The organism is Snodgrassella sp. ESL0304 (assembly GCF_013344995.1).
Taxonomy (GTDB): domain Bacteria; phylum Pseudomonadota; class Gammaproteobacteria; order Burkholderiales; family Neisseriaceae; genus Snodgrassella; species Snodgrassella alvi.
Genome location: NZ_JAAEDR010000016.1, coordinates 15458 through 32515, shown reverse-complemented (window position 1 = coordinate 32515; position 17058 = coordinate 15458). Strand labels below are relative to the sequence as shown.

Below are 17058 nucleotides of genomic sequence, written 5' to 3'. Positions count from 1 at the left end.
TAGTTTATCTGCCGGTGTGGCAGGAAAATCGATTCAGACACAGTCTGCTTCACAAAATGGTATGGCAGTCTGAGTAAACCGGCGCTGAAAATAGAGTAATCCCTGATTTTCCTGTGAATTAATATTTATGTGCTCAACTGCTACATAAAATACGCTGTGGCTGCCCATATCATGGCTATCGACAATGTGACCGTGCAAATGTGCCAGTGCTCCTACTAACTGAGGCTGGGCGGAGTGGTGATGATTTTGCCAGTCGTTTTGCAGAAAACGTTCGGTTACCGGAACAGATGTTATTCCGGCAAAATGCTCCGCTACATCCTGCTGAGATGAAGCCAGAACATTAACACATAAACGCCCGTTGGCGCGGAGAACCGGTTGAATACGGGCGTTGCGGTTAATGCATAATAATAAGGTAGGAGGTGTATCTGTTACCGATGTGACTGCGGTAAGGGTGATGCCATAACGGCCGGCTGAACCTTCGGTAGTAATAACATGTACTGCTGCGGCAACTTTTGACATCGCTTCACGATATTGTAAAGCTACGGCTGACGGTGGTTGATTCATTTTATTAAGTTTCTGGTTCTTCTTTATCGACAGCAATATTGGTAAATTCTTTCAGCATATTGCCCAGTTGATGTAATTTTTCCTGAGTATAACGCTGTTCCAGTACTTTGTACCGTGCATCTACTGAACGACACAAATCTTCATACAATTTTTCTCCGGCCGGGGTCAGCTTAAGAAAAACCCGTCGCTGATCATTGGATGGTTTAAGACGGACTACATAATCCAGTTTTTCCAGTCTTGTCAGGATACCAGTCAGGCTTGGGCGAAGAATGCATGCCTGTTTAGCTAAATCCTGAAAATCCATGATACCATTTTCTGCCAGTAAACGGGTAATACGCCATTGCTGATCAGTGATACCGATATCATTCAGCATCGGGCGAAAATGAGATAATAATGCTTCACGAGCCTGAATCAAGACAATGTTGAGGGACGAGTATTTAGATGTATTAATCACCTGTTTGCTCCAATCTTTCAGTATATCCGGTTCATATAACTATTAAATATAAAGCTAAAAAGTTATTTTTTACGAATTTTACATAATATTATTATAAATTTGAATAATTATGTGTAAATAAATTACAAAACAAGTACATTGTATTTAATTAATAGCTTGTTTTAGAATAAAAAATTATTTTTTAGTTGATTATTGCAATATTTTTGAAATAAAAAAAAGAAACCACCAATCCTAATACATAAAAGTGATCGCCGGATTTATCCGGCTGCTACCTGTATCTGTGGTTTGGTGGTTGAGAAGAAATAATTTGTAATTAATTAATTGTATTTTTGTAACTGTAAAGCAATTTTAGACATTCTGTCCTGTAGTTGAGCCAGTTCGGTACGGTCTTTTTCTACCAGATGCGCAGGTGCCTTGTCGGTATAGCCCGGTTTGGCCAGCTTTGCTTCAATTTTATCGATATTTTTCTGTAGTTTTTCTGCTTCTTTTTGCAGTCGTGCCGTTTCAGCAGCTTTATCCACTTCGACTTTCAGCATCAGGCGCGCACCCTGACATACTGCTACCGGTGCATCATCACTTTCTGGCAAATGGGTTACCTGTCTGGCTTCACTCAGGCGTGCCATCAGTGGCAGATATGGAAGAATTTCACCCAGATCGGTATTGCTTTCAACCAGCAAAGGCACTTTTACACTCATCGCCAGCCCCATTTCACCACGCAAATTGCGTACTGAATTAACCAGCTCCTGCAAATAATGCATCTGATTAACCGCATCAGCATTATTCAGACTGCTGTCTGCCTGAGGCCATGCGGCCAGCATGATACTGTCAGTATGTTTTGCGTTAGCCAGTGGTGCAATGGTCTGCCACAGTTCTTCAGTGATAAACGGCATAATCGGATGCAACAGACGCAACACTACTTCCAGAACGCGTACCAGTGTGCGCCGTGTTGCGCGCTGCTGTGCTTCATCACCACGTTGCAACTGAGTTTTGGCCAGTTCTACATACCAGTCACAGTATTCATTCCAGATGAATTCATATAAGGTCTGAGCAGCCATATCAAAACGGTAGGTGTCCAGTGCTTCACTTACTGCCGAAATGGTTTGCTGCAAACGGGTCAGCAGCCATTTATCAACAAAGCTGTAACTTAGCGGCAGACTTTCATCCTGCCCGCAATCGTGATTTTCAATATTCATCAGCACAAAACGGCTGGCATTCCACAATTTATTGCAGAAATTACGATAGCCTTCAGCACGTTTGAAATCGAAATTGATACTGCGGCCCAGGCTGGCATAGCTGGCCATAGTGAAGCGCAGAGCATCAGCACCGAATACCGGAATGCCGTCAGGAAATAGTTTTTGTGTCGCTTTAATTACCTGCGGCGCTTTTTCCGGACGGCGCAAACCGGTAGTACGTTTAACCAGCAGGTTTTCCAGATCGATACCGTCAATCAAATCCACTGGGTCAATGACATTGCCTTCAGATTTGGACATCTTCTTACCTTCATGATCACGCACCATGCCATGAATATATACATCATGAAAAGGTACTTTGCCGGTGAAGTGGGTAGTCATCATAATCATGCGTGCTACCCAGAAGAAAATAATTTCATAACCGGTTACCAATACCTGAGAGGGCAGGAATGCCTGCAATTCCGGTGTTTTTTCCGGCCAGCCAAGTGTAGAAAACGGCACCAGAGCTGAAGAAAACCAAGTGTCCAGTACATCTTCGTCACGGGTCAGAACCGCATCTTCACCCGCCTGTGCCTGTGCTTCGGCTTCATTACGCGCTACATAAACGCGACCGTTCTGATCGTACCATGCCGGAATCTGGTGACCCCACCACAACTGGCGGGAGATACACCAGTCCTGAATATTGTTCATCCACTGGTTATAAGTATTAACCCAGTTTTCCGGAATAAAGCGTACTTGTCCGCTTTCCACTGCATGAATACATTTTTCAGTCAGGGTTTTACCTTTAAACTCTGATTCCGGTTCGGGATTGGCAACATTATTATCAGCATTGCGGGTCATAGCCACAAACCACTGACTGGTCAGCATTGGTTCGATTACACTACCGGTACGGTCACCTTTAGGTGTCATCAGTTTGTGTTCTTCCACTTTTACCAGTAAACCCTGAGCTTCAAGGTCTGCGACCATCTGTTTGCGTGCAGCAAAACGATCCAGTCCGGCATATTGTGCCGGTAACGTAATACCAGCCTGAGCCTGACCCTGAAAATCAAATACTTCTGCCTGCGGTAGTATTCTGGCATCCAGACTGAGTACATTAATCAGTGCAGTCTGATGACGTTTACCCACTTCATAGTCATTAAAATCGTGAGCCGGTGTGATTTTAACGCAGCCGGTACCAAAATCTTTATCTACATACTCATCAGCAATCACCGGAATAGTGCGGCCGGATAACGGCAGTACCAGCTGTTTTCCGATGAAGCCGGCATAACGTTCATCATCGGGATGTACGGCTACGGCTACGTCGCCCAGCAAAGTTTCCGGACGGGTAGTGGCAACAATCAGAGCGTTGTCCGGATTATCGGCCAGCGGATAACGGATATGCCACATATGGCCGTTTTCTTCGATATTTTCCACTTCCAGATCTGATACAGCTGTACCCAGTACCGGATCCCAGTTTACCAGCCGTTTACCGCGATAAATCAGACCCTGCTCAAACAGGCGTACAAATACTTCGGTAACCACTTCGGCACGCACATCGTCCATTGTAAAATATTCACGGCTCCAGTCTACAGAGCAGCCGACACGGCGCATCTGTTCGGTAATGGTGCCGCCGGAGAATTTTTTCCAGTCCCAGATTTTGGCAATAAATGCTTCCCGGCCTAAATCATGGCGGGTAATGTTTTCTACCGCCAGCTGGCGTTCCACCACAATCTGCGTAGCAATACCGGCATGGTCAGAGCCGGGAATCCAGCACACATTTTCACCTTTCATGCGGTGATAACGGGTAAGGCCATCCATAATGGTCTGGTTAAATGCATGCCCCATATGCAGGGTGCCAGTTACATTAGGCGGTGGCAGCTGAATAGCGAAAGAAGGTTTGCTTAAATCCAGTGACGGTGCAAAATAGCCGCGTTGTTCCCATTGCTGATATAAACGGGTTTCGATTTCACTCGGAGAATATTGGGTGTTTAACATGGTTACGAATTGGAAAAAAATCAAAAAATAAGATTCTGATTATAACCCATGCGCTGAGGCATGGTTTAAGACGATGCGCTTTTGTCAGAATCCGGATATCAAAGTAAACAGTCTTATTTTCAAAATAGAGGTTGAGTCGAATAAACGATTAATTATTAAGCAAATGTCATAAATGAAAATTATGAGTACAGGCGGATAATTAACTAATAAATATATATTTCTGCTGCTTTACCTGTTTATTATCTGTGTAGGCGGGATAAAACTGTGCAGAAGCCCAATCAATTATCCCCCGGTATGCGTAGAATACAGGGGGAAGTAATTAAAAGTGGATTAATTCAGTAGCAGTGATTACTGGCAGACATTAGCGGAAATAGTCATGCCTGTTGCTGCCATCGAAAGCAGCTGGTTTTCAGACAACACTTCTTAAAAGCTGCGGCCGGAGTTGCATGGACAGGGATCATTGCGCCCCAGCTTTTCATGCAGAACTTTGTCACCATGAACAGTTCTTATCAGTCCGCGTTTAACGTTGGTTTCTGACGGGAAACCTCTGCGGCGTTTGCTGGTTGGCTCAAAAAAAGCCTTTATCATTAAATTTGCGCATTATCGTACTCCTTTTTAAAATAATGTAATTAAACAGCAATCATAAATTGCTCGGAATATTTTACAGTAAAAATATAAGATTATCCATGCCGGATGCTTGTCATAAGCTATCTTCAGGAGATAGCAGAAAATAAAAAACTGCCTGAATCTGAATTCAGGCAGTGTATTAAAAATACAGGTTATTGCGGCATGATACCTTTCATGCCTTTTGCCAGACGCATCAGTTTACCCATACCGCCTTTGGTAAATGATTTCATCATTTTTTGCGACTGCTCAAATTGTTTGAGCATTTTATTCACTTCCTGTACGGTAACACCGGAACCATTGGCAATGCGGCGTTTACGGCTGGCTTTAATCAGCAGCGGATTGGCACGTTCTTTGGCTGTCATCGAGTTAATGATAGCTTCCACACGACTCATGGCTTTTTCTGCCGTGCCTTCCGGCACCTGTTTGGCCATTTGTCCCATATCGCCTGGCAGCTTAGACATAATGGATTCAATTCCACCCATTTTACGCATCTGCTGAATTTGTGCTTTAAAGTCATTCAGGTCAAAACCTTTGCCTTTATGCAGTTTTTTTGCCATCTGCTGCGCGGTTTTTTCATCAATGCCTTTTTGTACATCTTCAATCAGTGAAAGTACATCCCCCATGCCGAGAATGCGCGAAGCCAGACGATCCGGATAAAACGGTTCCAGCCCGTTGATTTTTTCACCTACACCAATAAATTTAATCGGTTTGCCGGTTACATGGCGTACAGACAAAGCGGCACCCCCACGGGCATCGCCATCCATTTTGGTTAATACCACACCTGTCAGAGGCAGCGTATCATTAAAAGCCTGTGCTGTATTTACGGCATCCTGACCCTGCATGGCATCTACTACAAACAGAGTTTCTACCGGATTAATCGCTGCATGTATCTGCCGGATTTCATCCATCATTTTCTGGTCAATAGCCAGCCGGCCGGCAGTATCCACCATCAGTACATCATAAAAATGTTTTTTGGCATGATCCAGAGCATTCAATGCAATGGTCACCGGCTGTTCACCTTCGTGTGACGGGAAAAAATCCACTTCAACCTGTTGTGCCAGCAATTTTAGCTGCTCTATTGCCGCCGGACGGTATACATCCGCAGAAACCACCAGTACCTTTTTCTTTTGCTCATTTTTCAGCAGCCGGGCCAGTTTGCCCACCGTAGTGGTTTTACCTGCACCCTGCAAACCTGCCATCAGAATCACGGCAGGTGGAACTGCAGCCAGATTCAGACTGCTGTTTTGTGTGCCCATCAGTTCGGTAAGGGCATCGTTTACCACACCAACAAAAGCCTGCCCGGGTGTGAGACTGCCAATGACTTCTTGCCCAACTGCACGTTCTTTTACCGAAGCCATAAATGTTTTTACAACTGGCAGGGCAACGTCTGCTTCGAGTAATGCCATACGTACTTCACGCAGGGCATCTTTGATATTGTCTTCACTCAAACGCGCCTGTCCGCGCAGAGTTTTCGCGATTTTACTAAAGCGATCTGATAGATTGTCTAACATCGAAACCATCTCCGGCTAATTGTAAGCAGCCTGTATATGTTCAGTGAAAATTGCCTGTTGCCAGTCAATTCGCACAATAAATAGGTATGATAAGTAGCAATTTGGTTATAAAATGGCACCCCGTTGCTATACCTGCCTGTATTTTTTAGCAGGCATAGCAATAATAAATACCTATTTTACACTACGCGCGCCAATTTTTGGCGCGCTATTGCTGCGGAAAAATCATGAGCTTATTGCTGCTGGTGCTTATTCTTGCTTATGCCGTGCTTTCTGTACTGGCATGGCGGTTCTGGCAACGTCATACTGATGTGCCTTATCCGTTGCGAGGTGAGCAGTCACTGTTACTGCTGATATTGCTGCTGCATACCTTTGTTGTATGGCAGCCAATGTTGCAGCAGCATGTACTGCTGGTGGGGTTCGGTCAGGCACTCAATCTGATTACCTGGTTAATGGTAATGCTGTATTGGGTGGGCAGTTTTCGCTATCGCCTGCAGGGATTACAGCTGGCGCTGTTTCCCTGTTCGGCACTCGTACTGCTGATTGCCTTACTGCTGCCCGGACAGGCTATTGCTTATCCGATGCACAACACAGCATTCATGATACATGTTTTGTCGGCATTGCTGGCTTATGCCCTCTTTGGCATTACAACACTGCTGGCTGTGCTCATGCTGGTACGCAATCATTATCTGCACCGGCGTAAAACTGTTCCGCAGCAATCATTCCTGCCGCCTTTGCTGGCTATTGAAAAATTAATGTTTCAAGGCCTGCAGGCGGGTTTTGTGCTTCTGACTATAGCGGCTGTCAGCGGCACAGTATTTTCCGAAGCTGTATTTGGTGAGCCGGCACGTTTTAATCATAAAACGGTATTCGGCGTGCTGTCATGGATAATCTATCTGGTTATCCTGCTCAGACATCATATGCAGGCATGGCGCGGGAAAAAAGTGGCATGGTGGGTTATTGTGTCATTTGTCAGCCTGATGCTGGCTTATTTTGGCAGCAAGTTTGTGCTGGAAATTTTGTTTTAATCTTTTTTGTAACTAGTTTCACCCTGATTTGTAACCATAGGATATTTGAATGAGTGACTTACAATCGTCAGTTGACAGCCCGAAGCAGAGCGCAGCTGAACAGCGTTTAGCCACACCTGAAGGACGACGGGAATTTATTAAGGCAACACTTTCCTGCTGGCTCGGAACCACCATGGAGTATGTGGATTTTGCTTTATACGGCCTAGCCGCAGGGCTGGTATTCGGAGATGTATTTTTTCCGGGAGAAACGTCCACAATTGCTCTTCTGTACAGTTTTGCCACTTATTCAGTCGGCTTTGTTGCCCGCCCGATCGGTGCCATATTTTTTGGCCGTCTTGGCGACCTTAAAGGACGTAAATTTGTACTGGTAACCACTATTGCTCTGATGGGCATTTCCACCACACTGATTGGTTTTATTCCTAGTTATGCCACTATTGGGATATGGGCACCAGTTCTTTTAGCTATACTGCGTTTTATGCAGGGCTTTGGAGCCGGTGCAGAACTTTCCGGCGCTACAGTAATGCTGGGAGAATATGCACCACCCAAACACCGCGGTCTGATTGCTTCTATTATTGGCATTGGTTCTAACAGTGGTACACTGGTCGCTTCGACTGTCTGGCTGTTAGTGTTAATGCTGGATAAAGAAGATGTAGCCAGCTGGGGTTGGCGGATACCATTTATTCTCAGTGCACTGATTGCTCTTGCCGCTACTCTTATTCGCCGCCATGTACGGGAAACTCCGGTATTCGAGCAGGAACAAAATGAAGTTAAACAATCTCAGGTGCAAAAAACTGAAATATCAGTTTCACAAGTTACTGAAACAGATGAAAGCATTCCCTTTCTTGCACGTGTTAAAGCATTTCTAGCAGCTAACAAAGCATTTTTTGTTATGCTGGGCTTGCGTATCGGTGAAAACGGCCCATCTTACCTGGCGCAGGGATTTGTTATCGGCTATGTGGTCAATTTTCTGAAAGTGAATCAAATTGTTGCTACTTCTGCGGTATTTGTTGCTTCTTTGTTAGGCTTTTTTGTGATTCCGTTTGCCGGTTGGTTATCCGATCGGTTTGGCCGCCGTATTGTTTACCGCTGGTTCTGTTTTCTACTGATGCTGTATGCTGTTCCGGCTTATATGTTTCTGGAAACACGAGATCCTTTTATCGTAGCCAGTATTATTGTTATTGGTATGTGTCTGGCGTCACTGGGTATTTTCGGTGTACAGGCAGCCTATGGGGTAGAACTGTTCGGGGTGCGTAATCGTTACTCTAAAATGGCTTTGGCTAAAGAGTTCGGAGGCATTATGTCTGGTGGTATTGCGTCATTAGTTGCCTCAGCATTGCTGAAACATTATGAGACATGGTGGCCGATTGCAATTTATTTTGTAGTGATGGCAGGTATTGGCTTTATAACTACATTCTATGCTCCGGAAACTCGCGGACGCGACCTAAATGCAGTAGAAGACGCCATTTAACTGCTTTAACAAATTGATAGAATCACCAATAACGGAGTCAGTTACTGACTCCGTTATAATTGAAGCACAGGTAAATATTTATGAAGCGTATCGTAATTGATTGTGATCCCGGTAATGGTATTGCAGGCGCGAATGTAGATGACGGGCTGGCGCTGGCGCTGGCACTGGCTGCAGATTCAATTAAACTGGAATTGATTACCATTGTGGCCGGTAATACACCACGGGATACCGGTTTTCAGGTAGCGCACCAATTAATGCAGGAATTGAATCAAAGCATCCCGGTAGTAAAAGGAGCTGCTCAGGCATTACTTGAACCGGCTGCCCCATGGCGAGAACAACTGGATAATAATGTACGCAAACAGGGATTATTGTCTTTATGGGACAATCTGCCACCGCTGCCGCCATTAAATGATCACAGTGCGCCACATGCGGCTCAGGCAATTGGTGAACTGGTGTGTAAGAACCCCGGTGAAATTACCGTGGTGGCTATTGGTCCGTTAACCAATATTGCCCATACCATCCAGCTTTATCCTGATTTTGCCCGGTCTGTTGCCGAAATTGTCATCATGGGCGGTGTATTTCAGCTGGACAGCTACCTTAAGGACACCAACTTCGCTGTTGACCCTGAAGCAGCCAAAATTGTTATCGAAAGTGGAGCCAATATTACCCTTGCACCGCTGGACGTAACTACACAGACACTGCTCACCCATCAGGATCTGGATAAACTTCAGAGCTTTGCCAATCCGCTTGCAGATTTTATTGTCCGTACATCACGTCCGTGGATAGACTATTCTATTCAGACACGCCAGCTGGCCGGTTGCTGGATTCATGATGTATTGTGTGTCGCCAAGCTGATTGATGAAAGCATTGTTACCAGCTCACCTTATATTGTTGATGTATCCACTGCGCGAGACTGTACCCGTGCCAGCAGCCGTCGCTGGAAAGAGGGTGCACTCAGACTGACTGTCGGTATGCCGCCGGTCAGTCATCAGCCTGTTAATGTAATGGAGCAGGTAGATAATCAGCGTTTACTTGAAATTATATTTAATGCATTAGGTCAGTATCGCTGCTAGAAAATATCAGAATATCTTACAGTAATAACAAAAATCTGTTCTAATACCGCTATAATAAATATTTATGGTTTTAATAACCATCATGATAACGATAATCCGCATCAGAATATTGCATTTGTTTATTTCAGTGTTAGCATAGGCACGCAATACAAGAGAAATCAGCAGGTTTACCATGTATAAATTAATTATCAATATTTCTCTTCCTGTTTTGTGGCGACAACAAAACAGGAGAGCATAATGTTAGCCAAAATCAGTCAGAAATTACCTGAATTATCTTCAGCAGAACGTCGGGTGGCTGAATGTGTACTGGCGCAGACTAAGTGGTTTGTACACGCAGCTGTAGCCAATATTGCTAAAGAGGCACGTGTCAGCCAGCCTACGGTTATCCGTTTTTGCCGCAGCATGGGCTATAGCGGGTTACCTGAATTTAAACTCAATCTTTCTGCCAGTATCGGTCATGACGGCATGCCATATGTGCATGAAGAACTCAATAGCACAGATTCTATGCAGGACGTGCTGAATAAAGTTATAGCCAGTACCGCAGCCACAGTGCTTGGCAGCCGTAAATCTCTTAATGCGGCTGACTTGGAAACCGCAGTCAGGCTGATGGCCAAAGCGCGCCGTATAGAATTCTATGGTGCAGGCAATTCAGGTATTGTTGCAATGGATGCTCAGCACAAACTTTTCCGTTTTGGTTTGTCTACAGTTGCCTATACCGATAGTCATGTACAGCTGATGGCTGCTGCCGTATTGTCACCACAAGATGTGCTGGTTGTTATTTCGCATTCAGGTTCTTCACGAGATTTACTTGATGCAATTAAAATTGCCAAGGGTAACGGTGCAAAAGTAATCGCTCTTACCCGTGCCGGATCACCCGTCGCACAAGCCTGTGACTGTGTCATTAGTGTTGTTACCCCTGAAGACAGCGAAAAATATACCCCGATGATTTCCCGTCTGCTGCAGCTGATGGTAGTTGATATGCTGACTATCGGCCTGGCCTTGCATCTGGGCGAAAATGTAAGCGAAATGCTGGCAAAAACCAAGGCAGGAGTTAAGCTGAAATTTTTACAACACTAATTTCAGCAGAAAGACAGCTTTTAGTATGATTCACTATCAGCCAATATGATTACCTGTATGAAGTTTCTGCCGGTTGTCAGCGGGTTTGTGCATTGTCCCCTCAGGCACGGTATTTATCTTAAATTATTACAACGAAATGAGCGCTAGTGAGTAACAAAACCCGTCAAATTAAACGTCAGACCGAACAGCAGAAAAACGTTAAAAATTCAGAAGCGGCTACGCAGCAGAAAAGAGGCTCTGCCATTCTGGTAGGCATTATTGCTATTTGTCTGCTTGCCGGAGGGCTGTATATCGGAGGCTGGTTTAATCTGGTTACGCCGGCACAGATTCAGCAGTGTGAAACAGCAGTCAGACAAACATTTCCACAGGCTGCTGATCAGAATGTCTTGCTGCCCAAATGTAATAATCGCCATATGATTGAAGGCATGAGCAGCCCGGGCAGCCAGAAACTGAGTTCTAAACAGATACTGGACAGTCTGGATGTGGGCAAAACTGTTGATTTAGTTTCCATGTTTATCGGTGGTGCGCTGATTGGTGCGGCTATTGCTGCATTTGCAGCCAGCTACCGTATTTTCCAGCGCAAGCTTGGTAAAAATACCGATTGATTTAAAAGCGTACTTTACAGCCTAAATTCTATAAAAACTGGTTAATCAATGTATATGCAGTATAATTAATCATTATTTACTAATAAGATATGGTTTGTACATGAATAAAAAAACTATCCGTTTATTGCTGGCTCTGGTGTGCAGTTTATTTTTCAGCCTGAATGTCTATGCCCAAAAATCCTTTAAACCACAAAATGGTGATCTTATTTTTCTGGAAAATTGTGACGGCGGTATGAATAGTGCCATTAAGGCTGCTACCAGTGGTCTGACCGGATACAATTTTACTCATGTCGGAATTGTCTGGCAGAAAAACCCAAATCAGTATTTTGTTATTGAAGCCACCACTCCTGAAGTCCGTATCACATCACTGAAAACATATCTGCATCCCAAAAAAAAATGTCAGCCGCGAGCAGTAGTGGGCAGATTGAAAGCACCTTATCAGGCACTGATTCCTTCTGCTCTGATTTATGCACAGCAAAAAGTAGGTAAAAAATACGATGATGCCTTTGATATCACCAACGATCAGTATTACTGTTCTGAGCTGATTTATCAGATATTCAAGGAAGCCAACAACGGGCAGGAAGTATTCCCATTACGCGCAATGACCTTTAAGTCTAAAGATACTGGTGAATTTCCTGATTACTGGGTAAAACATTTCCAGAAAATGGGTATTCCGATACCTGAGGGTCAGCCTGGAAATAATCCGGGCGATATGTCCCGCTCTGATTTAATTGATATTGTTCATTACTATTAGTTATTAACCAACAGACCGGCATTAATTATGCTGGTCTGTTTCATTATAGAAACTAAACTTTATCCGGCACATACCAAATTAACCAATCACTAATCACGAGTCAGATAAACGGATTAATACAGATATCCGTACTATTCCTGAATAATGAAAACTAATAGCATCAAAAAATTTTATACCGAGTTAGCTGTCTTATATTTATGATTAGCAAAATGACAAATGTATTTTTAAAGACAGAATTTTATACATCAATACAGCATCATTCTATTAATAGAATAGAAAAGCGAATAGATAAAATAATCGAATTGTAATTAACTTGCATAAAAAATTCAGAAATATAATATTATTATTGCATAAAATTATTTATTTGTACCGAGTTCACCCGCTTAAGCTGTATTTCATTATCTATATTGGTATTTTATGTTTACGTTGTGTAAATATCCTTTTTATAATACACAACACTAAAATTACACCGGAAAGCACTAAACAGTGTCATCGTCTGCCGTATTACAACCAAAACAGGAATTTAAGAGAGGGTTGATTACCGCTTTGCCGGTTATGCTGAGTTTTATTCCGTTTTCACTGGTTTTAGGTGCGCAGGCAATTCAAAAAGGAATGAGTACCGGTGAAATTTCACTGCTTACTGCGGTAAACTTTGCCGGCGGTTCCGAATTTGTAGCGGTTAATCTGTGGACTTCACCCCCGCATTTAATCTTGATTGCTTTAATGACACTACTGGTAAACAGTCGCCATATTCTGATGAGTGCGGCACTGACACCTTATCTAAAAGATCTGCCCAGACGAAAAGTATTATCTGCGCTGTTTTTAATGTGTGACGAAAGCTGGGCACTGGCATTTACTGATGCGAAAAACTCACCAAAGCAGAAATTCAGCTATTATTTTTATCTTGGTGCCGGCATAGGTCTGTATGTCGTCTGGGTCGGATTCACAACTGTGGGTGCACTTATCGGACCGGTTATTGGCGATGTTACTCATTACGGTTTTGATATGGCCTTTGTGGCAGTGTTTCTGGTTTTACTCAAAGGAATGTGGAAAGGTTTTACTGCAGCTGTTCCATGGCTGGTGAGCCTGCTGGCGGCGATTGCCGGCTATCTTTTTCTGCCTGGTGCATGGTATGTATTACTGGGTACAATATCCGGCTTAACTGTAGCTTTTATCATGGCAGCGTATGATTGATTTATCAGCTTTACTCACTATTCTGTCCATGGCGGTAGTTACTTACATCACCCGAATCAGTGGTTATCTGTTATTACGCAATCGTGAGCTTAGTCCGCGCCTGACTAAAGTTCTTGAATCCATCCCCGGCTGTGTTCTGATTGCTGTAATCGCTCCTGCCTTTGCCACAACCAATCCGGCTAATCTTTTAGCCGTTATCATCACAATATTACTGGCGTGGCGATTTTCATTGTTACCAACAGTGGTGTTCAGTATCGCTATTACGGCTTTTCTGCGTCACTATCTGCTCAGCTAAATACCGCATATTCCTGACCCAATAACAGTAATAATTTCTAAAAATATATTAAAAACAGTCTGTTTGATAGCGCAAATCTGGCATTTCATGGAAATAAAAAAATCAATTCCTGTAAGGAAATGCTGTGTAACAACGACTTCAAACCGGCGCAATTATCATCAATTCCGATTTATTTTGCTTGTTATGTTCTGTTTTTTAAGAAAATAAAATTTATTAATATCTTAAATGAATAATTTTTGTACTGATAAGCAGGGCTGGGTAGATGTAAATTTTTCCGCTAGTATATCAATGTATGTTGGAGTTAATTTATTAATTTATTAATTTAATTGCCTAATGATAAAGGAAAGAACATGAATAATACATTAATAGAAGCCATTGAAAAACGTCGTACCCAGTATGCACTCGGCAGGAATATTACTCAGGCACAGGAAGAAATAACTGCTTTAATAGAAGAAGCCATTAAACTGTCTCCGTCAGCTTTTAATTCGCAAAGTTCACGTGCTGTAATCCTGTTTGGTCAGCAAAGTGAAAAATTCTGGCATATTGTCATGAATGAATTGCGTATCAGAGTACCTGCAGACAAATTTGACTCCACAGAAGCCAAAATTAAGAGTTTTGCGGCTGGTATCGGTACCATATTATTTTATGAAGATCAGCAAATCATCGCCAGCCTGCAACAGCAATATCCCAACTATGCTGAGCAGTTTCCTGTCTGGTCGGAACAGGGAAGCGGTATTGCCCAGTTTGCAGTCTGGTCTGCTCTGGCGAATGCCGGCATCGGCGCCAGCCTGCAACACTATAACCCTTTGCCGGATGCGGCAGCTGCTAAAGAATGGCAGATACCGGAAAGCTGGAAGCTGCGTGCCATGATGCCTTTTGGTTCCAATGAAGCACCTTTCCCTGAAAAAAGCTTTATTGATGATACGGAACGATTTAAAGTATTTTACTGAATCAGATAAGATATCTGCATAAAATGAATTCTGAAATGCTGCCGGCCGGATCAGAATATCTCTGATCCGGTCAGATTTTTATCGATTTTCCGCTTTGGAATGATAATTTTAGCCCTTTTTGAACAATAAGAACTAATATTGCTTTTTTATTATAATTAAAAAATAAAATTTTAAGATTTTAAATAAATTAATTTAATATTGATAATTAAATATAAATTTAAACATAAAAAAAGCTAATACTGTATTTTGATATAAATTTTATATCTGAAAACTTTTATATAATTCATTAATTTTAATTAACTTAAAAAAATTATTTTAAAACATATATTTATATAATATTTAATATCGATTTAATGCAAGTTTCTATAAAAAATACTGTTACTACTAAAGTTATTAAGTATATTTATGTAAATGATATTAGAATATTTAAAGTTGTAATTAACTTTAAATAACGTTAAAATTAACTAGTATTAACATTCATTAAGCATAAATGCGTATAAAAAAACCAGTTTTATTGTTAAATCTATTAGGGATAAGTCTGTTACAAGCCAATGCTGCATCAATGAACGAAGCGGCTGAACAGATAGATAAGAAACAACAGCAGCAGATTATACGCGAGCAGCAGCGTCAGCAGCAATTCCAGCAGCAAATGCAGCCTGATGTAAACGTACATTTGCAGCCTGCGGAAGAAAATCTGTCCGGAACAGGTAAACTGATAACAGATGAAACTCCCTGTTTTGCTATCCAGGACATCCGTCTGGTCGGAGAAGATGCAGGTCATTTTCAGTTTGCCCTGAAAAAAGCTCTTCGTCAGAGTCAGTTTACGCCCGGTATGTGTCTGGGCGGAAAAGCGATAAATCAGATTATGATTCTGGCGCAAAATGCCGTTATAGAACGTGGCTATACCACTACCCGTATTCTGGCCAGTCCGCAAGATATTAATAGCGGGCAATTACAGCTGAGTGTTATTGCCGGACGGGTTCATGCTATTCGTTATAATCTGGATGATTCTGCTTCCAAACATGTTGGTCGTATTCGCCATATTCAGAATGAATTTCCGGTCAGGGCTGGTGATATTCTGAATTTACGTGCATTGGAGCAAGGGCTTGAAAACCTTCGCCGGGTTCCGACTGCTGAAGCCGATATTCAGATTGTGCCGGCAGACGAGCCCAATCAGAGTGATATAGTAATAAGCTGGTCACAGCGTACCGTGCCAATGCGTTTAAGTTTCAATATAGACGATTCCGGCAGTCATTCAACCGGACGTTATCAGGGAGGTGTCACTCTATCGGTAGATAATCCTCTTGGATTAAGTGATTTATTCTACATCAACTACAATCATGATCTGGGTAGCAAAGACAGCTATTTTGACAGTGATGGCAATCGTACCGGCAGTGGTACACACGGCTATGCCCTGCATTACTCAGTTCCTTTCGGTAACTGGCAGATTGCCTTCAACCGCAATCATTACCGCTATCATCAGGCAATAGCAGGTTATAACGAAAACTATGATTACAGTGGTAACAGTGACAATACCGATCTGGGTTTAACCCGTATGCTTTACCGCAACAGCCATCGCAAAATCGATGTTACCGCTAAGGTATGGAAACGCGAATCGCATAATTTTATTAACGATGCCGAAATTGAAGTTCAGCAGCGTCATACTGCAGGCTGGGCTGTCAATCTGAATCATCAGGAATATATCGGTAATGCCGTCGTCAATCTGGGGCTGGGCTACAAGCGTGGTACTGGCGCGGATAACAGTTTGCGTGCACCTGAAGAAGAATTTGGTGAAGGTACTTCACGCATGAAAATCATTACCGTAGATGCCGGTTTATTGTGGCCGTTCACGCTGGGTAATCAGCAGTTAAGCTATGACAGCTCCTTTCACGGACAGTGGAACAAAACACCATTAATTACCCAGGATCAGCTTTCCATTGGCGGCCGTTACACCGTGCGTGGTTTTGATGGCGAAGTTACCTTGATGGGTGAGCGCGGCTGGTATTGGAATAATAACCTGAACTGGCAATACAAAGGCCGCCATCAGGTATATCTCGGACTTGATGTCGGCCACGTTTCCGGGCCGTCAACTGAAATGCAGCTGGGAAAAACACTGGCTGGAGCAGTTATCGGCTTTAAAGGACAAATCAAAGCCGGCGGACAATGGTATTACGACATCTTTGCCGGTAAACCAATATACAAACCGCAATACTTCCGTACGGACAGAACCAATGTAGGCTTCAGTCTTAATTATTCAATGTAAATTGTTAAAGAAACAAAAAATGGCTATGAATTAA

Annotated in this window: 15 protein-coding genes; 10 read left to right on the top strand and 5 right to left on the bottom strand. The window is 43.0% G+C overall.

All coding sequences use genetic code 11. The annotated features are described in order from the left end of the window. Positions 1–33: 33 nt before the first annotated feature. From hpaC to ffh, 5 genes are all read right to left on the bottom strand, one after another. A complete protein-coding gene (gene hpaC / locus GYX91_RS09250) occupies positions 34–564 on the bottom strand; it encodes a 4-hydroxyphenylacetate 3-monooxygenase, reductase component (protein ID WP_025331512.1) in 531 nt (176 codons plus the stop codon). Between the two features lie 4 nt (positions 565–568). Next, entirely contained in the window at positions 569–1018 is a 450-nt protein-coding gene (gene hpaR / locus GYX91_RS09245; RefSeq protein WP_078474998.1) for a homoprotocatechuate degradation operon regulator HpaR, read from the bottom strand. 317 nt (positions 1019–1335) lie between these two features. Next, the gene (locus GYX91_RS09240; RefSeq protein ID WP_174830660.1) at positions 1336–4182 is read right to left on the bottom strand and encodes a valine--tRNA ligase; all 2847 of its coding nucleotides are present in this window, start codon (positions 4180–4182) and stop codon (positions 1336–1338) included. Positions 4183–4605: 423 nt separating this feature from the next. Beyond that, the gene (locus GYX91_RS09235; RefSeq protein ID WP_078475000.1) at positions 4606–4770 is read right to left on the bottom strand and encodes an SEC-C metal-binding domain-containing protein; all 165 of its coding nucleotides are present in this window, start codon (positions 4768–4770) and stop codon (positions 4606–4608) included. A gap of 191 nt (positions 4771–4961) precedes the next feature. Next, positions 4962–6320 carry a signal recognition particle protein gene (ffh, locus tag GYX91_RS09230; RefSeq protein WP_037394288.1) on the bottom strand — a complete coding sequence of 453 codons (1359 nt, stop codon included), beginning with the start codon at positions 6318–6320 and terminating at the stop codon, positions 4962–4964. 224 nt (positions 6321–6544) lie between these two features. Between ffh and GYX91_RS09225 the strand changes: the two genes are divergently transcribed. The 10 genes from GYX91_RS09225 to GYX91_RS09180 all read left to right on the top strand — a co-directional run bounded on the left by GYX91_RS09225 (position 6545) and on the right by GYX91_RS09180 (position 17024). Beyond that, the gene (locus GYX91_RS09225) at positions 6545–7345 is read left to right on the top strand and encodes an inner membrane protein YpjD (protein WP_110414610.1); all 801 of its coding nucleotides are present in this window, start codon (positions 6545–6547) and stop codon (positions 7343–7345) included. Between the two features lie 49 nt (positions 7346–7394). Continuing rightward, positions 7395–8813 carry an MFS transporter gene (locus tag GYX91_RS09220; protein ID WP_078475002.1) on the top strand — a complete coding sequence of 473 codons (1419 nt, stop codon included), beginning with the start codon at positions 7395–7397 and terminating at the stop codon, positions 8811–8813. 80 nt (positions 8814–8893) lie between these two features. Next, positions 8894–9886 (top strand): nucleoside hydrolase, encoded by a 993-nt coding sequence (locus GYX91_RS09215; protein ID WP_174830659.1) that lies wholly within the window; start codon positions 8894–8896, stop codon positions 9884–9886. A 237-nt stretch (positions 9887–10123) separates the two neighbouring features. Beyond that, positions 10124–10963, top strand: coding sequence for a MurR/RpiR family transcriptional regulator (locus tag GYX91_RS09210; RefSeq protein WP_084547476.1), 840 nt, complete (start codon positions 10124–10126; stop codon positions 10961–10963). Between the two features lie 146 nt (positions 10964–11109). Next, entirely contained in the window at positions 11110–11568 is a 459-nt protein-coding gene (locus GYX91_RS09205) for a hypothetical protein (RefSeq protein WP_078475004.1), read from the top strand. Between the two features lie 100 nt (positions 11569–11668). Then, positions 11669–12322, top strand: a complete 654-nt coding sequence (locus tag GYX91_RS09200; protein ID WP_084552807.1) for a YiiX/YebB-like N1pC/P60 family cysteine hydrolase — start codon at positions 11669–11671, stop codon at positions 12320–12322. 486 nt (positions 12323–12808) lie between these two features. Then, entirely contained in the window at positions 12809–13516 is a 708-nt protein-coding gene (locus tag GYX91_RS09195; protein ID WP_341463821.1) for an AzlC family ABC transporter permease, read from the top strand. Next, the gene (locus tag GYX91_RS09190) at positions 13509–13811 is read left to right on the top strand and encodes an AzlD family protein (RefSeq protein ID WP_078475007.1); all 303 of its coding nucleotides are present in this window, start codon (positions 13509–13511) and stop codon (positions 13809–13811) included. Before GYX91_RS09195 ends, GYX91_RS09190 begins: the two co-directional genes overlap by 8 nt. Before the next feature lie 350 nt (positions 13812–14161). Further along, positions 14162–14761, top strand: coding sequence for a nitroreductase family protein (locus GYX91_RS09185; RefSeq protein ID WP_084550066.1), 600 nt, complete (start codon positions 14162–14164; stop codon positions 14759–14761). Positions 14762–15251: 490 nt separating this feature from the next. After that, on the top strand, positions 15252–17024 hold the full coding sequence (locus tag GYX91_RS09180; protein ID WP_174830658.1) for a ShlB/FhaC/HecB family hemolysin secretion/activation protein: 1773 nt from the start codon (positions 15252–15254) through the stop codon (positions 17022–17024). Positions 17025–17058 lie beyond the last annotated feature (34 nt).